18 protein-coding genes are annotated in these 20278 nt (G+C 47.2%); 12 read left to right on the forward strand and 6 right to left on the reverse strand.

Going from position 1 to position 20278, the window contains the following annotated elements; translation table 11 throughout:
- Window positions 1-54 precede the first annotated feature (54 nt).
- Window positions 55-966 carry an EamA family transporter gene (locus ACJJIQ_RS11260; protein WP_445364645.1) on the forward strand — a complete coding sequence of 304 codons (912 nt, stop codon included), beginning with the start codon at window positions 55-57 and terminating at the stop codon, window positions 964-966.
- Here the strand turns inward: ACJJIQ_RS11260 and ACJJIQ_RS11265 are convergent.
- Window positions 897-1757 (reverse strand): LysR family transcriptional regulator, encoded by an 861-nt coding sequence (locus ACJJIQ_RS11265; RefSeq protein ID WP_445364646.1) that lies wholly within the window; start codon window positions 1755-1757, stop codon window positions 897-899. The genes ACJJIQ_RS11260 and ACJJIQ_RS11265 overlap by 70 nt on opposite strands.
- A 134-nt stretch (window positions 1758-1891) precedes the next feature.
- On the opposite strand from ACJJIQ_RS11265, the gene ACJJIQ_RS11270 reads away from it, so the two are divergent.
- Window positions 1892-2977, forward strand: coding sequence for an NAD(P)/FAD-dependent oxidoreductase (locus tag ACJJIQ_RS11270; protein ID WP_445364647.1), 1086 nt, complete (start codon window positions 1892-1894; stop codon window positions 2975-2977).
- 125 nt (window positions 2978-3102) lie between these two features.
- On the opposite strand, the gene ACJJIQ_RS11275 is transcribed toward ACJJIQ_RS11270, so the two are convergent.
- Both ACJJIQ_RS11275 and ACJJIQ_RS11280 read right to left on the reverse strand, forming a co-directional pair.
- Window positions 3103-3552 (reverse strand): phosphate-starvation-inducible PsiE family protein, encoded by a 450-nt coding sequence (locus ACJJIQ_RS11275; RefSeq protein WP_413665304.1) that lies wholly within the window; start codon window positions 3550-3552, stop codon window positions 3103-3105.
- Window positions 3553-3698: 146 nt separating this feature from the next.
- Entirely contained in the window at window positions 3699-5867 is a 2169-nt protein-coding gene (locus ACJJIQ_RS11280; protein ID WP_445364648.1) for a jacalin-like lectin, read from the reverse strand.
- A 755-nt stretch (window positions 5868-6622) separates the two neighbouring features.
- Here ACJJIQ_RS11280 and ACJJIQ_RS11285 point away from each other — a divergent pair.
- The 8 genes from ACJJIQ_RS11285 to ACJJIQ_RS11320 all read left to right on the forward strand — a co-directional run bounded on the left by ACJJIQ_RS11285 (window position 6623) and on the right by ACJJIQ_RS11320 (window position 12879).
- Window positions 6623-7306 carry a hypothetical protein gene (locus ACJJIQ_RS11285; RefSeq protein ID WP_445364649.1) on the forward strand — a complete coding sequence of 228 codons (684 nt, stop codon included), beginning with the start codon at window positions 6623-6625 and terminating at the stop codon, window positions 7304-7306.
- Between the two features lie 311 nt (window positions 7307-7617).
- Window positions 7618-8178, forward strand: a complete 561-nt coding sequence (locus ACJJIQ_RS11290) for a hypothetical protein (RefSeq protein ID WP_445359891.1) — start codon at window positions 7618-7620, stop codon at window positions 8176-8178.
- A 273-nt stretch (window positions 8179-8451) separates the two neighbouring features.
- Window positions 8452-8952, forward strand: a complete 501-nt coding sequence (locus tag ACJJIQ_RS11295) for a P-loop nucleotide/nucleoside kinase family protein (RefSeq protein ID WP_444905653.1) — start codon at window positions 8452-8454, stop codon at window positions 8950-8952.
- Between the two features lie 254 nt (window positions 8953-9206).
- Complete coding sequence (gene arsH / locus ACJJIQ_RS11300) at window positions 9207-9929, forward strand: arsenical resistance protein ArsH (RefSeq protein ID WP_445364650.1); 723 nt, start codon at window positions 9207-9209, stop codon at window positions 9927-9929.
- A gap of 161 nt (window positions 9930-10090) precedes the next feature.
- A complete protein-coding gene (locus tag ACJJIQ_RS11305; RefSeq protein WP_445364292.1) occupies window positions 10091-10231 on the forward strand; it encodes a hypothetical protein in 141 nt (46 codons plus the stop codon).
- Window positions 10232-10294: 63 nt separating this feature from the next.
- Window positions 10295-11245 (forward strand): alpha/beta hydrolase, encoded by a 951-nt coding sequence (locus tag ACJJIQ_RS11310; RefSeq protein ID WP_445364651.1) that lies wholly within the window; start codon window positions 10295-10297, stop codon window positions 11243-11245.
- A 21-nt stretch (window positions 11246-11266) separates the two neighbouring features.
- Complete coding sequence (locus ACJJIQ_RS11315; protein ID WP_445364652.1) at window positions 11267-12028, forward strand: amidohydrolase family protein; 762 nt, start codon at window positions 11267-11269, stop codon at window positions 12026-12028.
- Window positions 12029-12222: 194 nt separating this feature from the next.
- Window positions 12223-12879 carry a hypothetical protein gene (locus ACJJIQ_RS11320; RefSeq protein WP_444912732.1) on the forward strand — a complete coding sequence of 219 codons (657 nt, stop codon included), beginning with the start codon at window positions 12223-12225 and terminating at the stop codon, window positions 12877-12879.
- Window position 12880: 1 nt separating this feature from the next.
- Here ACJJIQ_RS11320 and ACJJIQ_RS11325 read toward each other — a convergent pair whose 3' ends face one another.
- From ACJJIQ_RS11325 to ACJJIQ_RS11335, 3 genes are all read right to left on the reverse strand, one after another.
- Entirely contained in the window at window positions 12881-14278 is a 1398-nt protein-coding gene (locus ACJJIQ_RS11325; protein WP_444912731.1) for an MFS transporter, read from the reverse strand.
- A 110-nt stretch (window positions 14279-14388) separates the two neighbouring features.
- A complete protein-coding gene (locus ACJJIQ_RS11330) occupies window positions 14389-15468 on the reverse strand; it encodes a LacI family DNA-binding transcriptional regulator (protein WP_444896809.1) in 1080 nt (359 codons plus the stop codon).
- Between the two features lie 71 nt (window positions 15469-15539).
- Window positions 15540-16799 (reverse strand): MFS transporter, encoded by a 1260-nt coding sequence (locus tag ACJJIQ_RS11335; protein WP_413665293.1) that lies wholly within the window; start codon window positions 16797-16799, stop codon window positions 15540-15542.
- Between the two features lie 362 nt (window positions 16800-17161).
- On the opposite strand from ACJJIQ_RS11335, the gene ACJJIQ_RS11340 reads away from it, so the two are divergent.
- Window positions 17162-19579, forward strand: a complete 2418-nt coding sequence (locus ACJJIQ_RS11340) for a glycoside hydrolase family 65 protein (protein ID WP_445364653.1) — start codon at window positions 17162-17164, stop codon at window positions 19577-19579.
- Entirely contained in the window at window positions 19579-20277 is a 699-nt protein-coding gene (gene pgmB / locus ACJJIQ_RS11345) for a beta-phosphoglucomutase (protein ID WP_445364654.1), read from the forward strand. The genes ACJJIQ_RS11340 and pgmB overlap by 1 nt, the downstream gene beginning before the upstream one ends.
- Window position 20278 lies beyond the last annotated feature (1 nt).

The raw sequence follows: 20278 nt of genomic DNA on the forward strand, positions 1-20278 counted from the left end.
TATACCTTTTTTCATTTCTTGGATAGTTAGCCCCGAGACAAATTGGAGGAGCTGATGCGGTACTCAGATTTATTACTTGGCGTGCTACTAATGGCAATGTGGGGCTTCAACTTCATTGTTATTCAGATGGGAACGGAAGATCTGGACCCACTCCTTCTGGTGGCTTTACGCTTTTCTTTGGCAGCCTTTCCGGCAGTGCTTTTTGTTTCCAGACCGACAGCCAGCTGGAAGTACGTTCTGGCCTACAGCCTGACTTTTGGCTGTGGGGTTTGGGGGATGGCCACCTGGGCAATTTCTAGCGGGCTCTCTGCGGGTATGGCCTCACTTCTTTTGCAAGTAAATGTTGCGATTAGCTTACTATTTGGCTGGGTATTCCTGAAAGAAAAGATTATCCCGCAAAAAGCTCTTGGAGCTCTACTTGCCTTGGGAGGGCTGTTATTAAGTTTGCTGGTTGAAGATGGCACTGTACCCCTGATCAGTATTGCACTTATCCTAATAGCGGCTACCAGCTGGAGCATCAGTGGGCTCATTGTAAAGGCCAGTGGCACACAGCAAGTATTTAGCTTTATTGTCTGGGGGCTATTTTTTGCACCGTTACCATTGTTCGCTGCTACCTATATTCAAGATGGTGCGGATATATTTTATGAAATTCAAAACAACCTTAGTGGAAAGTTGATTTTCTCCATATTGTTTCAGGCCTACCCAACCACTCTGCTGGGATACTGGTTCTGGAACCGGTTAATCGTTAAGTACCCGTTGTCTACTGTTGCGCCTTTAGGTTTACTCTGCCCCGTTTTTGGACTCTTTTTCAGTTGGTTATTAACTGGCGAATCGATTGGTTCAGAAAAGTTGATGGCCGCTATTATGATTTTCTCTGGGCTGGCACTTGGTATTGTTCATTTTCGCCAGAGCTTTAAGATGCTGAGAAATTCACGGATTTTTGGCATGTTAAACATATCGCGATGAACAAGTATCCAAGTTGAGATTTGCCAATTTTCAGGCGTAGGAATCTCAATAATGTCTTCAAATTTTTTAGCCAGGATTCTCGGCATGGCGCCAATACCGCAGCCTGAAAGCACTGCCTGGTTAAGAATTTGCTGACTGGAAGCAGTCAGCACAATCTTTTGATCGGGAATATGATTATAAATCCATTCATTCCAGCCAAAGTGTAACGGGCGATCACCTAGAGCCAGAAACCTGTGCTCTTGGAGATTACTTTTATCGGGAAGCCCATACTCTTCAATATAGGATTTGTGTGCATAAAAAACGAATTCTGTTGTGAAAAATGGCAGCACGATATTATCGGGTGTCGTTGGTTTCTCACCGACACGAATCGCAATATCAGCTTCACCGTACTCTAAGTTAAAATTGCGCAGGTCCCCGATTAAATTGATAAGCATCCCTGGGTGCTGGGTCTGGTACTGCTTAATGAGCGGCATCAACAGGTCGACCATTTCGCCAACAGAGGTAATGGTGAGGTTGCCTTGCAAATCCTGCTCTTTGCTTTGTAACCGCGATGACAACTGAGAAAAATGGCTGTCCGTCACCTCTCCCAGCCGCATAACATCCAGCCCCGCCTCCGTTGGAATATAGCCTTTGTCATTGCGCTGAAATAGTACAACCCCAAGGCTCTCCTCCAATACATTAATATGGCGCATCACGGTGGACCTGTGGATACCAATCTCCTGGGCCGTTGCACTCAGAGTGCCAAGCTTGGCCAGCTTGTAAGCGGTCCTTAACTCAGTCCATTTATCCATTATTTACCTAAAGTCCCCCATACTCTGATGTGCAAATATGCACATCAGAGTCTCATAATCACACATTCACAGCATATTCGCTACACCATAAAATGGATTCAAATGACCTGTACACCCTCTAATGGTTGAAAAATATGGTAATTAAAGCGGAAGTATTGATAGTAGGCGGTGGTTTCGCCGGTGTGTCAGTCGCGCAAGCACTGGAAAGACATGGGCTCCATACCATTCTGGTAGACAAAAAAGATTATTTTGAAGTCACTTTTGCCACCTTGCGCAATGTAACCGATCCATCCAGTACCGGGAATCAAGCGCGCAAGTACTATAGAGACTTTTTCTATGGCCGCTTCATTCAGGGAGATGTAATGGAAATGTCTGCGAAATCAGCGCGTTTGGCAGATGGAACAGAGTTACATTTCAACAGTGCAATACTCGCCTCCGGCACCCGATATCCGAGCATGCCGCTAGCCAAATCCCTTTCAGCAATGGATATTCAATCTCGGAACCAAGAACTGTTGAACGAGCACCGGCGACTGAAACAAGCAAGGAAAGTCATGGTGATAGGAGGAGGAGTCGTTGGTGTCGAATTGGCAGGAGAGATCGCACACGCTATGCCGAGAACTCAAGTAATTCTGGCACACAATAAAGAGGTCTTATTGGACAACTTCAAGCCTAAAGCACAGATCAAAGCCCAGAGACAATTAGAGAATTTAGGTGTAGAAATTCAGTTTAACAGCCGCTACCAATATCAGAATGGCTGCTATATCGATCTCAACAGCGGCCAAGCCAGCGATGCAGACCTGGTTTTTGAAGCGACTGGCGTGCTACCCAACAATGATTACCTTAAACCGCACTTAGCGCATGTCCTTAATGAGCGGGGATTTGTGAAAGTCGATAACAGACTTCAAGTTATTGACGAACCGAGCTTGTATGCACTCGGAGACATTGCAGATATTGGTGAGGCCAAACTGGGCTACCTCGCCTCTCAGCAAGGTGAATACCTGGCAAAGGCCATCGCCAGAAATAGAACAGGAAAAAGCACCAAAAGCTATAAACGAAACCCACTAATGGCACTAGTTCCCATTGGCCAGAAGCAAGGATTAGTACAGTTACCTTTCGCAGTAACAACCTGCAACCACCTCGTTCGGTTGAAGCAGAAAGACCTATTCATTAATAAGGTTTATCGTGGATTTGGCACTCAGCCAAATGCCCGGCTCTCTTAGTTCGGGCTAACTATTGTAAGTAGCTATTAATGCAGTTAACGATATGATTCTATTTTGGTCAACTGTATAAATACAAAAAATAAAATCATAAAGTGAGCATTATCAAGGACAAAAAATCACAAGTACTAACCAGGTTTATTACTTTTTTCCCTCACCAGCCAGTAGGAAACTCCCAGGGCGATAGTCACCAGGGCAATACCGACTATTTGCTCCGCATTAACAAATTTTAAGTCGAGCACAATAACCTTCCGAGCTACAGCCATTAAGGCTGTAGCCAATACCAATTGCACCGGTATCACATTTGTACCCAGGTAGAGTCGGATATTAGTGAAAATTTCAATGGCAATAAGAACGGCGAGAAAGGCCCCAAAAGTCTCGAGGATATCTTCCATATCAAGCAATAGGAATGGCGTCTCCATTAGCCTTTCATAAAGTACATAGACGACATCCGCAATGGTCCAGAATATGACCAACACCATAAGAATGGCGAGAAATTTAACGGCATATTTTATTGCTCGATGTAATTGGTTGATCAGGGGATCAGCATGATCCTCATGTATCTCGTCATATTTCATGGGCTTCGCTCTGCCGATTGATACCGCACATTGCTTGAGTTCGACTATAGGCGAAATCCCCGTATTCAGCCGAGAGAGCTTCCTTTAGTGAGCGAGTAGTAAGAGGAATCCCGGCAGCATATTCACCGTCGGGATATTGTGAGTCGTTAAGGTAGGCAGGCTGCGTTAGAGAAGAAATACTTTACTTCGTAGTCACTACAATCCTCTGTTGCACAGAAGAAGCGGTAATTAGTGCCGATATCGCCTATATGCATGCTTTCGCCGGTTAAGGAATAATCCAACTTCGTATCAACAACCCTTGCCTCAATACCAGCAACATCACTGACAGCACAGCTATTGCTGATATTTCCCGCTGACTTGTGTTCGTTAAAGCTCTCATAATCAATGCCACCTGAGGAGGGATCATCCAGGTCCAGCCACTCGGTTGCGTAGTACCCTGGGTTTACCAAGCTGTTGGATAACTTGTGCACGCCCAAAGCATCGATTTCATCACCGTGGCGCCCGTGGAAAGCAAAAATTTGCTGGGATGAAGTGGAAGAATAAGTTGTACAAGTCCCCTGCTGAGTGCCCCCGGAAATAGATGAGCCATTGCTCGACGTCAATTTAAGGTAGTAAACACTACCCGTTTCATGCTTTTCATCGTCGACACAAATTTTAACGTCATCCAAATACTCGCTGCTGGCGGAGTTGAAACTCAGTACACTCCCCATCGAGCCCCCATCTCCATCACCATATTCAATACAGTATTCATGATCACTAGCTGCGGCATGGCTTAGGGATTGCTTAAATTCATAGCAAGCTTTAAAACCATCAATTCGTCCACCAGAACGAATCTGGACAGATTTCAGATTCATAGTACCGCTACCGAGTAGCTTACGTTTTACCAGGTCGATTGAATCAAACGCATCACCTCCAGTACCACCCACGGCATCTTTTTTGATGTAGCCAAAATCCGAGTAACTATCTTGGTTGGCGATCCAGAACCCATCAAATGGTTCGTAGTAATTCACCCAAACCGAGGTAGTTACACCTTCTGAATTCCTCTTGGCATAGAGCGTGGCATTTTCCAAAGCGTTATAAGGCATTCCATAGCGGTAGCCATCAGCTTCACAGGCGGAGTAACCTTCACTCCAAGTCCCCGATGCACTGCTGATGTGCCAGTTTCGCTCATCGTCCACACAGGCAAACACTCGCTCCGTGCTACAGCTATAGTCACGAATTTCACCGTCATTACTTAACCAGGCGCAACTATTGCTGCCACTGGGAGAGTCATTCCGCCAAGACCACGTAAAATCTTCAATCTGGGGTGCTTTAGAGGCACCTATAGTGGTCGCATTGGCCTCCACCAGCGCCAACTCAAGCATGTTATACCCAGATACTGCTTTCTCCAGGATCTCACTGCCGGAATACTTGATGTCATCCTTGCTATATTCCGTTGTTGCATCCAGGGCGACACTTAAATTCCCATTGTTGTAGTGGCTGATTGCGCTGGCATTACCGTCGATATCTGCTGTTAGCTGGCTGGAATTTTGTGCAAGTGGCTCATTAGAAGTGAGGTTTCCAGATGCATCCATTTCATCCACACCGATCCAGACATTACGTCTGAATTTCGATGTGTTTGACTCGTCATGGTAATCACACAGATTGTTATCACCAGTGTGCGGATACTCTCTGGGCACCTGAATAAATAGGATAACGTTGCGTCCCGCATCCAACACATCCTGTTTAGTCAGTGTTTGCGCCGGCAGGGAGGCGCAATCATCTTCTGTATAGCCCCAGTCGGTAGGCTTAAATACCAGATCCCCCAACCTGCTTTCAATTTTCTCACCAATCTTATTGCGGAAGTTCTGGTGGTAATCAGAATCGTAAGCCTCAAACTTTAGGAATATGACTTCATCGTTATTATCTTCAAGAAAATCCTTAATCTCATCCAGCCCATCCCCCAGCGTTGCAGCTGTGCCAAACATATAAATACACATAGTGGCCTCTTCCAGGCCCATATGACACAGGTGCGGTGTTGAGCTGAAATTGGAAGCAGGGTAAGTATCATATTCGACCAGACGTATTCCCCGACTGAATAATTTCTCCGGCGCGTACCACTGGTTTACATCGGTATATACACCCTGATCCCACTGATAGGATGCATAGGCATTATGCGCTCCCGCCCATAAGGTCTTTGATAAGGGAGCCTTTGTATCAATCTGCCCCTGTAAATCCAGGCGCTTCACTTTATCATCGCTAGCATCAATTTCGCCGACAACAGACATCGAAAAACTCAAAAGCAAACTTGATACCAAACCAATTGTTTTATGCATTATTCTTTTCCTGATAAGTATCCTGATAGTTACCGCTAAAATAAAAATCCCAGTAAGTATTTCCCCTCAGTTGAATTGACCAATTGGAACAAGCGTACACGCCTGTCGCGAACCGCTAAATTACAACAGTACTGACTGGTCAATTTTAGTCATTTACCCTACTTTACATTTTCATAATTTACGCACTTTTCAGTACTGACAAACATCCATCTCCGAATTAAACATTCATAAAACTACCCGCTAGCGGGGGCGCAAAATAGTAGCTACAGAGCATGACCAATCAGTTACGAGCTTAAGGCAGTTATGTAAATATCTGCCCATTTGTAACAAGGCCAACATAAATGACAGACCAAATATCCCTCCAGTATTTAGGATTCAATCACAACCTTGGAAGTGATATTACGCACGTTAAATCAGCTGGTTCAGGGGCGAAGTTTGGGCATCTAATTCATCTTTGTAGATCATTGATAGTTTCAAAATATAATTGGGACAAACCTTAAAAGAGTCGGCATCACACGCTTCAGCTAACAGCTGATAAAAAAATAGACGGCAAAAATCTTTTCCAAAAGGCGTAGAATTAATTTAAAGCTAAGCCGGATTCAGGATATAAGAAGAGTACAACTTAGATATTTATACTTACCAAACAGTGAATTGAGCACCCAAGGAGTGATAGGCTTATTGAAATATTACATTCATAGAACAAATAGAAACTTATAATTTCCGCCCCAGGAAAGCAGCCTTATCAAGGAGAGAGAATGAAAAGCAAGGCACTTATCATACTGAGTAGTATTCTTATCGCCTCATGTGGATCTATGCGGCCGCAAAATGCAAGCAATTATCAGCAAGACCTGATCACCCCAGAAGAAACAGATAACTTTGTACTCACCGAAAGCAGCACCTTCGATGAACCCATGCTGGGAATTGCCCTAAAGTACGATAATAAGCAGTATCCTACCGATATTATCAATGTCTATGTATACCCTATCGATAGCATCACATGGGAAAATACAGATGAAATTATCTCCATTGAAATGGGCGATATTATAGATGAAGTTGACTTTGCTATAGAGCAAGGGCATTACAAGTCAAGATCACCAGAGACTATTGAAAACTTCAGTTTTAAAATCGGTGAAAAGCTATATTCTGGAAAAAAGTCATCTTTCACACTTACCAACAGAAACGATGCTGAATACTTCTCAAATAGCTATGTATTTGTCGATAAGGATAAATATATAAAGTTCAGAACCAGCTTCGACAGCAGAGCGACTGTAGAATGGAATGGCGACTCAGCAGTGAAAGAAATACTGCCTGAGATAGTTGTTCCCGACGAGTCTACGTACATGAAGAACCTGAGAGCTGAACACCAAAAAGAAATCACCAAGAATCTGATAAAATCACTATTCCAAGCTTCTCAAGAACCACAACCCAACACAGAATAATTTCTCAACTAACTTAATAGCAATTGCGACAAATCCAACTCTGTCAGAGCTGATAGCTACTAGGTGCCGCTTAGCACCAGAGAATTGCGAGCGGCACGCTTTAACTGAAATTTCCTGTACTTCAACGGCATGAAAGCACACTCCTTTCCCCATTGGCAGGAAATTAGCCCTAGACATCTCCAATTCAGATTTTTAAACAAATCCCACTAAAATCTACACTAACTGGCTAATAAATTTCTCAGGTGGTTGAGATAATACTGGCACTTCGGCGTCTATGATTAAGGAGGCACTAAGGAAAGGAAATTCGAATCATGAGCAAAATCCTGCCTCCAATTCTTGCTCTTTTGCTCGCCGCATTTGTTTTAGGCGCGCAAGCCGACAACTATGTCAGTAAGAATAGTCAAGCCACTTCGCCTCTCGGATGTATCAGTGCCACATCAGTACTATCTACCCATACACCGACAGATATTACTGCTGCCGCCAAAACATGTACCGAACAATCCAAATTTGATGAGGCAGCTGAGCTGTTAATGGTTGCCAGTGCCTTTGCTTATTTCGACACACAGAGGGTTAGCGATAAAACCGGGCACAATGTATTAAGAGTGATTTTCAATAAAAAATTTAATTCGATGCCAGAGGGAGATCGAAAAAAACTATTCGCCAGCATTAACTCTCTTGATCAGGGCGGCGCAAGGAAGCTGGAAGTTTGTAACTATTTGACAGCCGCAAAGCCGCCATCCTATATACCAAGCTATATGATTTCTCATGGGTTAAGAAAATTTACAGGCGTTACTGAAGCCCCCCTGATAAAAGATTTTGATGCCGATCAAAGTTGGTTAAACTCAATGGTGTTTGTCAAATGCCGCAGTTAATCGGTATCTTGTTGCATAGAGACGAAATACCTATATCAGGCTCACCTTTGGGCTGAATATAAGTATCTAAGGCAGTAAAGATTCCCACGCCTTAAATACTAGCCATCTAGATGCCCTCAAGCATATTCGGCCACCGCAATTCTGGTATTTCCCTGATGCTTAGCTAAATCGCCACTTCATGAGCTCTCTTTACCACTATTTACCAAGCATAAAGTTTCAGGCATTATTTTCCCATGGTCGAAATTTTCTCTAATCAGATTAATGGGAAGAACTGTGAAAGAAAACGGAATGCTCTTTTTATTTTGTGGAAAGATGGGCGCAGGAAAAAGTACAAAAGCTGCGGAGATAGCACAAACTACAGGAGCTATTCTTATTTCCGAAGATGAGTGGCTGTCTAATTTATATCCCCATGAGATCTCCTCACTCTCCACTTACATAGAGTATTCTGCAAGATTAAAACCAATGATCAAGTCACATACTCAGGATATCTTAAGGAGTGGCATCTCGGTAGTACTGGATTTTCCCGGCAATACAAGAAAACAAAGATCTTGGTTCAAAGAGATATTTCTGGATAACCTCTTTCCCCATCAATTAATCTATCTTAAAGCCGATGATAAATTATGTTTACAACAAATTGCCCAAAGGCAAAAATCACATCCGGAACGAGCCGCCTTTGATACCCCTGAGACCTTCAAACAAGTTAATAAGTACTTTGAAGAACCTTGCCAATCAGAGGGATTCAATATTGAAGTAGTCCATCTGGGAGGCATTTAAACGTACCCACTCCCTCTAATAATTGGGAGTAACCTCTACTGGACTCTCTTTCCGTTTGCCCTATCTCCTCCAGTGTTGGAGAAACTAAAGGAAGCCTAAGTCTCGATGCTGGCTCAGTATTTTGACTCCCTGTGAACCCGTTATTCGACTAGCCGGTTCCAAGCAGATTCAGAAAGGCCCGACTGAGACTGATGTACCTTTGCTTTACCTAATATTTCGATTATTATAGAAATATAGAAATTTGAAGGTAACTCATGATGCTACCGAACCACACCCCCATCAATATTCTTAATCGCCTGGTGGACTCCCCTCCCAATGGTGACCCTACCAGGATTCTGGTGTTGTACGGATCCCTGAGACCCAACTCCTTTTCGCGTCTATTGGCCAACCAGGTTGTTGAAATATTGCAGCATTTTGGTGCTGAGGTTCGCTTGTTTGACCCTGTCGACCTCCCTCTTTACGACGGCACCAGCCAGGATCACCCCAAGGTGCAGCAACTGCGCGAGTGGTCTGCCTGGAGCCAGGGTCAAGTGTGGATTAGCCCGGAAATACACGGAAATGTCTCGGCTGTTTTCAAGAATCAGATCGACTGGCTACCACTAGACCAATCTGCAAGCCGGGCAACCCAGGGAAAAACCCTGGCGGTCATGCAGATTTCCGGTGGCTCACAGTCATTCAATACCGTCAACAATTTGAGGGTTCTCGGCCGCTGGATGCGCATGTTTACGATTCCCAACCAATCCTCTATTGCCAAGGCCTGGCAGGAATTCGATGACCAAGGACACCTCAAAGATTCCCCATTCCGGGACCGGGTGATTGACGTTCTGGAAGAGCTGGTAAAAACCACCATTTTGTTCCGTGGCCAGGGTAACTATCTGACCGAGCGGTACAGCGAGAACAAATCAGAGGTGCAGTCAGCTTCGACAACATCTATTCAGACCTTGGTGGCTGAAAGCGGTGTCGCAGAACCCAGCTAAAAGTACTGGCATTTCGCTGCCGAAGGTCCACATTTAGCAAAGGTCCATATCTAGGGAGCCTCTGAGTAACTACGTAATGCCTCTGGCATGCAGAGCGGTTCACAATCAAGGCGCGGCTTCGCAGGAATGTCTAGGCCTTTCAAGAAGTCGCAACGCGGAGTGTGAATCGCTCTGCAAGCCCCGAAGGGCGGGCCTTGAAGGCCGCATCTGCTGCGTTGCAGCTCTTGCAAAGGGCTACGGCCATTCGCGGCGAGCTGCGCCTAACATCTGCAGCCTTCAAGACCCGCAGAGGTATTACGTAGTTACTCAGAGGCTCCCTAGCTATGGACCACTAGATGATAGGAACTCCGATAAGGATCTCGTCAATGAGCTTTTCCCTGGACCCGGACTTTTCAAGCGCCCTTGGCAAGTTTGGCGACTTGCTGGATACCTTGGCAGAAGCGCCTATTGGGGATGTGGATACTCGCCGTAAGAATGGAGCCGTGGTCACCCAAGCACTATTTCAGGGTCGCAGTTTTCCATCAGATGTTTCTTTTCGGGACTTTACCCTAAAGAGTTCAGACCAAGAGGAGATCCAGTTACGCTGGTACCAAAAGGAGAATAGCAAGCCAGGCTCCGCTATTCTCTACATTCATGGCGGTGGGCTCATCTGCCACGATATCTCACGGTACGACTTGGTCATCGCCAAATATGTAGCTGCCAGCGGCGTGCCATTTTTATCAGTAAATTACCGAAAGGCTCCGGAGTTCCCCTACCCTATACCGATTGATGATTGCTATCAGGCATTCATTTGGCTGGTGCAGCACTCACAGGAACTCTCCATTGATCCCTCGCGAATTGGCATCATGGGAGATAGTGCCGGAGGGGGGCTGGCTGCAGCCCTGACAATTGTCGCCCGTGACAAAAAAGGCCCGTCCCTGGCACGGCAGATATTGTTATACCCAATGCTGGACGACAGGACGGTTACTCCCGATCCCGAGTTATTGCCATTTATTATCTGGACCTATGAAGATAATCTCACCGGCTGGACCGCTTACCTGGGTAATCAAGTGGGCAGCCCTGCGGTCAGTCCTCATGCTGCCCCTGCCCGCCTGCAAAATGCCAAGGGTCTACCGCCAGCATTTATCGATGTTGGCGAACTAGATATTTTTCGCGATGAGGATATGCAATACGCCCAATTACTCACCGATGCCGGTGTTAGCACGGAGCTCCACGTTCGACCTGGCGTGATTCACTCTTGGGAGCTATTCGCCCCGGACATTCCCGTTTCACAGCGCGCTCTTGCAGATCGAGTGAGAGTCATCCAGGAAATCTAAGCGAGCACGGTGCACCTGACTATGGAACAGCAAAAACAGAGACTATTTGATAGTCACTTCCACATCATAAATCCCAAGTTCCCCCTATTCCCAAATCACGGCTACTTGCCGCCAAAATTTACCGTGGACGACTATCAACTCAAGTTACAAAACTACCAGCTAGTGGGGGGCGCTGTAGTTTCCGGCTCATTCCAGAAGCTGAATCAAACCTACCTTATTGATGCCCTGGAAAAGCTGGGCAAAAACTATGTTGGGGTCACACAACTATCCGCCGACACTCCCGACAACACCATTTTGTCACTCCACAAACATGGAGTCAGAGCCCTGCGCTTTAATTTGGTACGGGGCGGCTCGGAACAGATCGGTTTTATCGATACCCTTGCCCGGCGAGTTTTTGACTTGGCAGGCTGGCATGTCGAACTATACGTTGAAGCCTCTGCATTGACCCCTCTCTATAATAAATTGATCGCGTTACCAGCCGCCTCCATTGATCACATGGGAATCACCAAGCAGGGTTTTCCCATCTTGCTCAAACTGGCAGAAAAAGGGGTAAAGGTAAAAGCGAGCGGCTTTGGCCGCCTGGATTTCGACCCCGCAGCGGCAATTGTCGACCTCTACCAGGCCAACCCTAATTGCCTAATGTTTGGCTCCGATCTTCCCTCTACCAGGGCACCGCGCCCCTTCAAACCTGAAGATATTTTGTTAATTCGCGACACCCTCGATGAAACACAAGCAGAAAATGTCCTGGTAAAAAATGCCTATCAATTTTATTTAAAAAAATAATGGAATGATGGGGCAGTATCAGGAACTGAGTTCTTCTTCTGCTGTCATTCACTACGCTGTATTTTCTAAAAGCGCACGATATGCCTAAATTCGTGCACTTCTCTATACCCACTCAATTCATGCTACAGCAGTGTAATCTCGGGTCATCGATCATCTTTATAAATCACTGGCAATTAAAACATGCGAATTGTAGGATGCGCCGAATATTTCAGGCCACAGGGAACCTGGAAGATACAGTGCAGGAGGTTGTAGTGAAAGGACTGGTAACGGTTATTTTTTCCCTATTTGTGCTATCCGGATGTACCGGCATTGGCACAAAACCCCTGGGAGAAAAAGAGATAGCGTTAGGCGTAGATACTGAGCAATCCATTAAAGAGAAGCTCGGTAAGCCTTATGAAAAAGGCATGTTTGTAAAAAACAACCAACAAATTTTAACACTCGCTTATGCTTACCCCACTACTGGCAAAAAGGCGGTTAGCGAAAATATTAGCGGTACCCGTAACCAGGGTTTCTACTTTTATAACGATAAATTGGTTGGGCAGGATTTTGTCAGCTCTCTCGCTGAAGATTCCACCGATTTTGATGAGTCAAAAGTACCACTTATCAGCGAAGGCCAAACCAGTATTCTCGAAGCTCTGGATTTATTGGGCAAACCCTCCGGCGAATATCAGTACCCACTGATTAGCAATAAATCCGAGAAAGCCAAAGTATATATGTATAGCCAAACCAATAAGGCTATTTTCCAACCGGCCTCTTATCAAAAAGTATTGATTCTCAGTTACAATTCTGATGGCATCATCACGAACGTAAATTTTGCAGAATTAGGCAATAGAAATTTAAGCGAGCAATAAATCATTTCTCAGACAGGGGAGCCTTATCTACTGGCTTCCCTGAAACAAACAAAAGGCACACTACCAGCCCCACCATCGCCAGATAGGCATTAACCGTAAAAGCGCGATCAATCCCCGTAGAGATATCGGGAGCCATTGCCACAATTGTGGTATTCATACCCAAGCCTATTGCTCCCCCACCAATCTGGAACATATAGAGAATTGCTCCCGCCAAGCTCGCTCGCTCCGGCGCTACAACCGTAATTGCGGCAGTAGTAATAGCAGAGTAAAACAGGCCAATACCCGCCCCGAGAACCACCAGTCCCGGTACCATTTGCAAAAAAGTTGTTTCTTTATGCAAATGAGAAAGCATAAACATACCAATACACATGGCAATGGTGCCCGCTGAGACAATCGTTTTTGCACCGAGCGTTTCGTAGAGCCCACCGGCAATAAAAGACACCAAACCAAATGAGACCATCATAGGAAGTAGCCCCATTCCCGAATACATCGCCGAGTGATTATGGACCTTACTCAAGTATTGGGGAACGTATACAAGGGCGGCAAAGAACACCACAGACAGCAATAAGGTAGCTATACCTGCGGCAAAGAAACCGTGATTCGTTGCTACATCTACGGGAATTAACGCATCTCTGCCCACATGGCGCTCAACCAGGATAAACGCCCCCATAAACAGTAAGGTGGCTAGTGCCAAGACAATAATCACCGGGCTCTTAAAGCCGATATCCACGACTAAATCCAGCGCCAGCAGAAGGCAAAATAGCGATGTGGTCAGGGTGATTACACCACCGTAATCAATACGCTCAGTGACATTTTCCGGTGTGTCATCCGGGATAACCTTCCAGCAGACCCAAAATGCCAATGCAGCCACCGGCAAGTTGATAAAGAAAATCCAGCGCCAGCTCAATAAGTCTGTAAGAATGCCCCCCAATACCGGACCAATTGCATTCGCAGCGGCACACATGCCCATCACCAAGCCCCCAGCAAAGCCCGAGCGATCCTCCGGTAACATCCCGTAGATCAGCCCCAGGATTGCCGGCCACATAAGGGCACTACCGATCCCCATCAATCCCCGCGCCGCCAACAGCATTGGAATATTGGTAGCTATGCCGCCGAGGAGGGAGAAAAATGCAAAGGCGGCCATGCCGAGGAAAAAGATTTTGCGCCGGCCAAACATATCCGCCAAACGCCCGCCCGAGATCAGCAGCACCCCAAAAGCCAGTGTATAGCCGTTGATAATCCATTGGGTGGTGGTGATATTGGAGTTGAAGTCTTTTTCGATGGCTGGAATTGCTACGGAAAACGCAGTGAGGTCATTTCCGATCAGAAAAATTGCCAAGCTTAGGGCAAACAGTCCCAGTACCTGAATTCTGGTCAGTTTAGTTTTCTCATCTGCCATGTTTCGAGTCCAGCCACAGAGTTCGGTTTTACAAGTGTGGCTCAAACTCGGGAAACGGCAGGGACACTAACTACGCCCCTGCTGGCAAACAAAATGGTGAGAGCCTGTGACTAACGCTCACCTGAAGTGTCTTGAAAGAACTCCTCTACAGGCTGGTAATCCGGATTGGCACCGCAAGAGCCTCGCACTACCAGCTCGGTAGGTAGTACATCTGGCATAGCCGATTTTCCAGAGAGGAGCTCCATCATTTTCTCCACCATCAATTCACCACCTCGGTGGATGTTCTGGCGCACGGTTGTCAGAGGAGGGGTAAAAAACGGGGCGATTGGGATATCGTCAAAACCCACTATGCCGACATCTTCCGGCACCTTATAGCCACGGGCCTGTAGCGCTTTTATCGCCCCCATAGCGATACTGTCACTGGCGGCGAAAATGCCATCAAAACTAAGCCCTTCCTGCGCAACCAGGTCGATAATGGATTGATAACCACTTTCACTGGAGAAGCCGGCGGTCAACTGCCTGGTCGTGCCAGACAGATCAGCTTCATTGAGCGCGGCACAGTAACCTTCAAATCGCCCATTGACCTCCGGGTGAGCTGTGTCGCCGAGAAAGAGAATTCGCCGCCGCCCCAAGCTCATTAAGTGCTCTGTGGCCTGACGCCCACCCATTTGATTGTCACTACTGACGATGCAATATTCGGCCCCCTGCCTTGAGGTCCCTCCCCAGACAACAAGAGGGTCCCCCTGCTGCTGCAGATCACGAAGTGGGGTATCGTCCACCCCTTGGCCAATCACAATAACGCCATCAGCCCGCCTGGAACTCATCAGATAAGAATGCCAATCCGAGCGGCTGGCGATACTGCTGGAAAACAGTAAATCGTATTTATGCACCGCGAGGCGATCGGCAATTGAACCAATCATATCGATCATAAATGGATCAGAAAATGTCTGGCCGCCACTGCGCCCCGTATTAATCACAACCGAAATTGTATGGCTGCGTTGCAGGCGTAAGTTTCGCGCGCTCTCATTGATTTTGTAATTCATGGAGCTCGCGATTTTTTGAATACGCTCGCGAGTCTTTTCGTTAATCAATGGATTATCGTTCAGCGCTCGCGAAACAGTAGATTCAGAAACTCCCGCCAACCGAGCAATATCGGACATGGAAACGGGAGAGGAGGACCCCTTGGGCATGGCGTACTTCACCTTGTTCGCGGGAAAAATGCCATCTTAGGCCCGTCGCCCAAGTTTGTAAAACCACCCTGCTACCCAGCCAGGGGGGCTGAGGCCTCAAGCGTCTCATCCCCCCGCTCTACGGCGCGACGGAAAAAGAACAGGGTAATCAGAATCACTGTGATGGGTACCAAGGATAAGTAGAAAGCCACCTGGCCATCAAAGGCCTCGAAAACCGACCCGGTAATCAGTGAGCCAGTTGTACCGCCCAGCGCAGAAAAAATCACCAGTAAACCTGTCATTGCAGAGTGCTGGTGGGTGGGCAATGAACTGAGCATCACAGAATTGATAGCTGGATACACAGGTGCCATAAACAAGCCAATCAGCGGTAAAACAAAAGCTGCCACTGGGGCACTAAGCCAGTTTACATCGGGATTCGCCACAATATTACTCGCCAGGGGCAAGCTAACGACCACCAGTAATCCCATCGCAACTAAGCAGACATTCAGCATCGGGTACCAGTGTACTTTGCGCATCATCACACCGGCACCAAGTCGCCCCAACGCCAGCCCTGCGGCAAAGATACTTGCAGCCTGAACACTCATCGCAGCGGGCAGCTTAAGAATTTCATTATTAAAAGTCGGCAACCAACTTCCTATCCCCTGCTCAATCAATACATAGAAAAATACGGAGATCACGTAGATGTATACCAGAGGTTTGGCCATCAACTTTATCATCGCGATAAAGTCCTGTTTCGGGCTAGCCTCTTCGATTCGCGCCCCGGATTCATCCAGCTCTGTGCACCAAAGCAATACAAATGCAATCACACAGACCACCGCCAGCACCCAATACACATTGAGCCAGGCAGTCGACCCTTGGTTCGATGAATCAATAAAAGCGCTAAACAGCCAGTAGCCACTGAGAACTCCCACCATAAACACCCCCTCCAGGGTGTTTAGAAGGCTCGCATGTGCGCTGCGGCCCTGCGCTAACAATCCCACGGTGGAGTATGCGGCAACCTTTACCAATGCGAACGCAACACCCACGGACAAGAACAGTAACTTCGCCGTCCAAAACCCGGGTAACAGGGGCATAGCTGTACAAGCCAGGGTGACGATTGCCAATCCCGTCAGCATCGCCCGCTTAAACCCCAGCCGGGGAAGCTGGGAAGCAATCAGGAAAGACACTATCCCGATGGGGATATCCTTGAACCCCTCCAGCACACTCGCAGCAGACTTACTCACCCCATAGGTATTGATTACCTGCAGGATCACAGTACCCACGCTGTTCAACAAAATGGCAAAGACAAAGTAGATAGCGAATAGAGATAGGAGTATGCGCTGATTCTTCATAGTGGATTCTATCTGGCTCTGTGGTTTAGGCAGTCAGCCGTACCAACCTGTTATTGTACATTTTTTACCCAGACTTTGTGGAGAAAGGCGACTCCGCCCCAATGCCTGAAGATACCCAGTATGTATCAGTCAGGCAAAGCATTGCAATCGTTTGCATAAAAACCAATGAAAATTTGGGAATGTCTTATGCCGATCAGTCACAAATCAACTGGCAGTTGACCCAGTAAAAGAAAATAACCTATATTTTTCAGTAACTTACAGACTTTTCAGAAATGAAAATCAGGTCTATATTCTGGTAACAGCCAGGCTTAACCCTAAATTTGCAATCGATTGCAAAAAGACATCAACTACGGATAGACTGAATGCCCGTAGCCGGAGGCCCAGCAGACCCGGCCCTAGAACCCAATCTCCAATCCAGTGAAAGTGGTATGAAGCAAAAACAACAAATCAAACACAAGATCCACCCCTGGGACCTGGTGGAGGATACCTTCCAGCCCGAAGATTACAGCCTCAATGCCACCCTATTCTCCCTCGGTAATGGCTATATCGGCTTGCGCGGTACCTTTGAGGAGGGTTTCGATCCAGAACCCTTCACGGATGGTTGTTACCTGAATGGAGTCTACGCCAGCGAACCTATCACCTATGGTGAGTCTGCTTATGGCTACGCGCGCAACAACCAGAGGATGTTGACGGTTCCCGACGGCAAGACCATTTATATCAGCTTGGATGGAGAACGTTTTAGTCTCGCCCAAGGCGAGCTACTCAATTACGAGCGCCGGCTGGACATGGCCGCAGGGATCAGCGAGAGAAAACTCACTTGGCGCTCCCCAAAAGGAAAAACCATTGAACTCAAAGTACAGCGCCTGGCTTCCCTCAGTAAGAAAAACCTATTAGCTCTGCAACTGGAACTCACTCCCATCGATTTTGACGGAGAGGTACACCTGCAATCCTGCCTAGATGGTGACCTTGCCCAAGCAGAACGCAGTGAGGACCCACGCCTAGCCTCCCCTATTGATCGGGGAGATATCGAATGGCTGGAAAATACAGCTGAAGATGGTTATTTAGCCCTGCCTCTATCCGTTAAGAGCAGTGGCTTCTCTATACGATGCGCAGCCCTGCATCTTTGTGAGAGTGACAGCGATTACACGTCCAACAACCTCCGCAGTGAAGACTGCGTCTCGGTTGACTATCGCTTTGCTGCCCGCCGCAACACCCCTATTCGCCTAACCAAGTACGTCGCTTACTTTGCACAGCAAAATGCTGAGCCGATATCAGCAGGCGAATTGCAACATTACCTGGAGCGCTGTGCGGCTAAAAGTTTTGCGGACCATATCGAAACCCAGCGTGCCCAAATGGACAACTTCTGGCTTGAGTCCGATATTCAGGTCAGTGGAAATGATGCCCTGCAGCAGGGAATACGTTTCAACCAGTACCACTTGTTCCAATCCCTAGGTCGGGATGGCAATACCAATATTGCAGCCAAAGGACTTTCCGGTGACGGCTATGACGGTCACTATTTCTGGGATACAGAAATCTATGTACTACCGTTTTTCCTCTACACCCAACCCGAATTAGCGCGCGGTCTACTGGAATACCGCTACTCAATCCTCGATGCCGCACGAAAAAGGGCGAGGGAAATGTCGATTCAAAAGGGAGCACTGTTTCCCTGGCGCACCATCGGCGGTGAGGAGTGCTCAGCCTATTACCCGGCAGGCACTGCGCAATACCATATCAATGCGGATATTGCCTACGCCGTGCGACATTACTGCCGGGTTACCGGTGATGTCGATTTTCTGCGCAACAAGGGCGCAGAAGTCGTGATAGAGGGCGCGCGTATGTGGTTGGAGATTGGCCACTTCAACGCACTTCGCGACAACCAGTTCTGTATCAATGAGGTTACCGGACCAGACGAGTACACTGCCCTGGTTGACAATAATTTCTACACAAACCTGATGGCCAAGGCCCATCTTGAATATGCTGTTGAAGTATTACAGTGGTTAAAATCATTCGATCCTGCAGCATGCGATGAGTTAACCCAGCGTATTCAACTCGACAAACAGGAAATTGATAACTGGGCCAAAGCCGCAGAAAGCATGTATCTGCCCTACGATGAAAAGCAGGGTATACATTCTCAAGACGATAGTTTTCTAAACAAACCCCGCTGGAATATTGCCGAAACGCCTGCCGATCAATTCCCGCTGTTACTTCACTATCACCCCCTGGTGATCTATCGACACCAAGTTTGTAAGCAGGCGGATGTCGTTCTTGGCCTGTTACTGGAGAGTTCAGAATTTTCAATTGAGCAGAAGCGTCGGGATTTCGACTTCTACGAACCGCTCACCACACACGACTCCACTTTGTCCGCTTGTATTCACAGCATTATTGCCAGTGAAGTTGGGTATCCGGATAAAGCGCTGAACTACTTCCAGCAAGTTGCGCGAATGGATCTGGATAACCACCACAACAATACCCAGCACGGTATACACACTGCCTGTATGGGGGGCACCTGGATGTGTATGGTCCAGGGATTTGCTGGCATGCGCCTGCACGGCAATGAACTCAACTTCAATCCATATCTGCCCAATGGAATGGACGGCTATCGTTTCCGGTTGCAATTCCGTGGCCGCACGATCGCAGTCGATGTCGATCCTTACAGCGCCAGGTACACCTTGGTGAAAGGTGAAGCGCTCAGTCTTCATCACGGCAAGCAAATTCTATTCCTGGAGACGCCAGGGCAAACAGAAACCATTCAAATAGCACCGATGGAGGAGGTATCCTGATGATCTATCGTGCAGCAATTTTTGATCTCGACGGCGTTATTGCAGACACCGCACGTCTCCACCTGATCGCATGGAAACAGCTGGCTGAAGGGCTCAACCTTCCCTGGACAGCGGATACTGAAGAGCGCTTAAAGGGCCTGGAAAGAATGGCTTCCCTTGAGCTGATTCTCGGGGAAAAAAGCAGCAATTACACTGAAGAAGCAAAAATCGCACTGGCTGCTAGAAAAAACAGCCGCTACCAGGAATTAATTCGCAGCCTCTCTCCCGCAGACTTGTTACCGGGCGCCGGTGAACTGCTCGCATGGTTAAATTCTCAGCATATTCCGGTTGGCCTCGCCTCAGCGAGTAAAAACGCGCCGGCGGTACTGGAAGCCCTGGGAATATCCCGTTGCTTTTCTGTTATTGCAGACCCAGAAAAATCTGCACCTAAACCTGCACCAGATATATTCCTAGCCGCCGCCAAAGGGCTCGGAATTGATCCAGAGTTTTGCATTGCTTTTGAAGATGCGCCCGCTGGAGTCAGTGCAATTAAGTCCGCAAATGGCATGACGGCTGTAGGCATAGGTAATCCAGATTCATTAAAGGACGCAGACTATACGCTGGACAGTCTGGAACAATTTGTGCCAAATGATTTCTTTCTATCAGTACTAGCAGAATCAGGTATGCGCCAAAGTAAAGGCTTGGCTGTTAACGAATAAA

Source organism: Microbulbifer maximicatervae (SeqCode) (assembly GCF_052468295.1).

What these genes read in the sequence shown, in the direction of transcription:
- ACJJIQ_RS11265 (WP_445364646.1), bottom strand. Translation starts at nt 1,757, where the DNA reads ATGGATAAATGGACTGAGTTAAGGACCGCTTACAAGCTGGCCAAGCTT.
- ACJJIQ_RS11310 (WP_445364651.1), top strand. Translation starts at nt 10,295, where the DNA reads ATGAGCTTTTCCCTGGACCCGGACTTTTCAAGCGCCCTTGGCAAGTTT.
- ACJJIQ_RS11315 (WP_445364652.1), top strand. Translation starts at nt 11,267, where the DNA reads ATGGAACAGCAAAAACAGAGACTATTTGATAGTCACTTCCACATCATA.
- ACJJIQ_RS11330 (WP_444896809.1), bottom strand. Translation starts at nt 15,468, where the DNA reads ATGCCCAAGGGGTCCTCCTCTCCCGTTTCCATGTCCGATATTGCTCGG.
- ACJJIQ_RS11285 (WP_445364649.1), top strand. Translation starts at nt 6,623, where the DNA reads ATGAAAAGCAAGGCACTTATCATACTGAGTAGTATTCTTATCGCCTCA.
- arsH (WP_445364650.1), top strand. Translation starts at nt 9,207, where the DNA reads ATGATGCTACCGAACCACACCCCCATCAATATTCTTAATCGCCTGGTG.
- ACJJIQ_RS11275 (WP_413665304.1), bottom strand. Translation starts at nt 3,552, where the DNA reads ATGAAATATGACGAGATACATGAGGATCATGCTGATCCCCTGATCAAC.
- ACJJIQ_RS11280 (WP_445364648.1), bottom strand. Translation starts at nt 5,867, where the DNA reads ATGCATAAAACAATTGGTTTGGTATCAAGTTTGCTTTTGAGTTTTTCG.
- ACJJIQ_RS11320 (WP_444912732.1), top strand. Translation starts at nt 12,223, where the DNA reads ATGCGCCGAATATTTCAGGCCACAGGGAACCTGGAAGATACAGTGCAG.
- ACJJIQ_RS11335 (WP_413665293.1), bottom strand. Translation starts at nt 16,799, where the DNA reads ATGAAGAATCAGCGCATACTCCTATCTCTATTCGCTATCTACTTTGTC.
- ACJJIQ_RS11290 (WP_445359891.1), top strand. Translation starts at nt 7,618, where the DNA reads ATGAGCAAAATCCTGCCTCCAATTCTTGCTCTTTTGCTCGCCGCATTT.
- ACJJIQ_RS11260 (WP_445364645.1), top strand. Translation starts at nt 55, where the DNA reads ATGCGGTACTCAGATTTATTACTTGGCGTGCTACTAATGGCAATGTGG.
- ACJJIQ_RS11325 (WP_444912731.1), bottom strand. Translation starts at nt 14,278, where the DNA reads ATGGCAGATGAGAAAACTAAACTGACCAGAATTCAGGTACTGGGACTG.
- ACJJIQ_RS11340 (WP_445364653.1), top strand. Translation starts at nt 17,162, where the DNA reads ATGCCCGTAGCCGGAGGCCCAGCAGACCCGGCCCTAGAACCCAATCTC.
- pgmB (WP_445364654.1), top strand. Translation starts at nt 19,579, where the DNA reads ATGATCTATCGTGCAGCAATTTTTGATCTCGACGGCGTTATTGCAGAC.
- ACJJIQ_RS11270 (WP_445364647.1), top strand. Translation starts at nt 1,892, where the DNA reads ATGGTAATTAAAGCGGAAGTATTGATAGTAGGCGGTGGTTTCGCCGGT.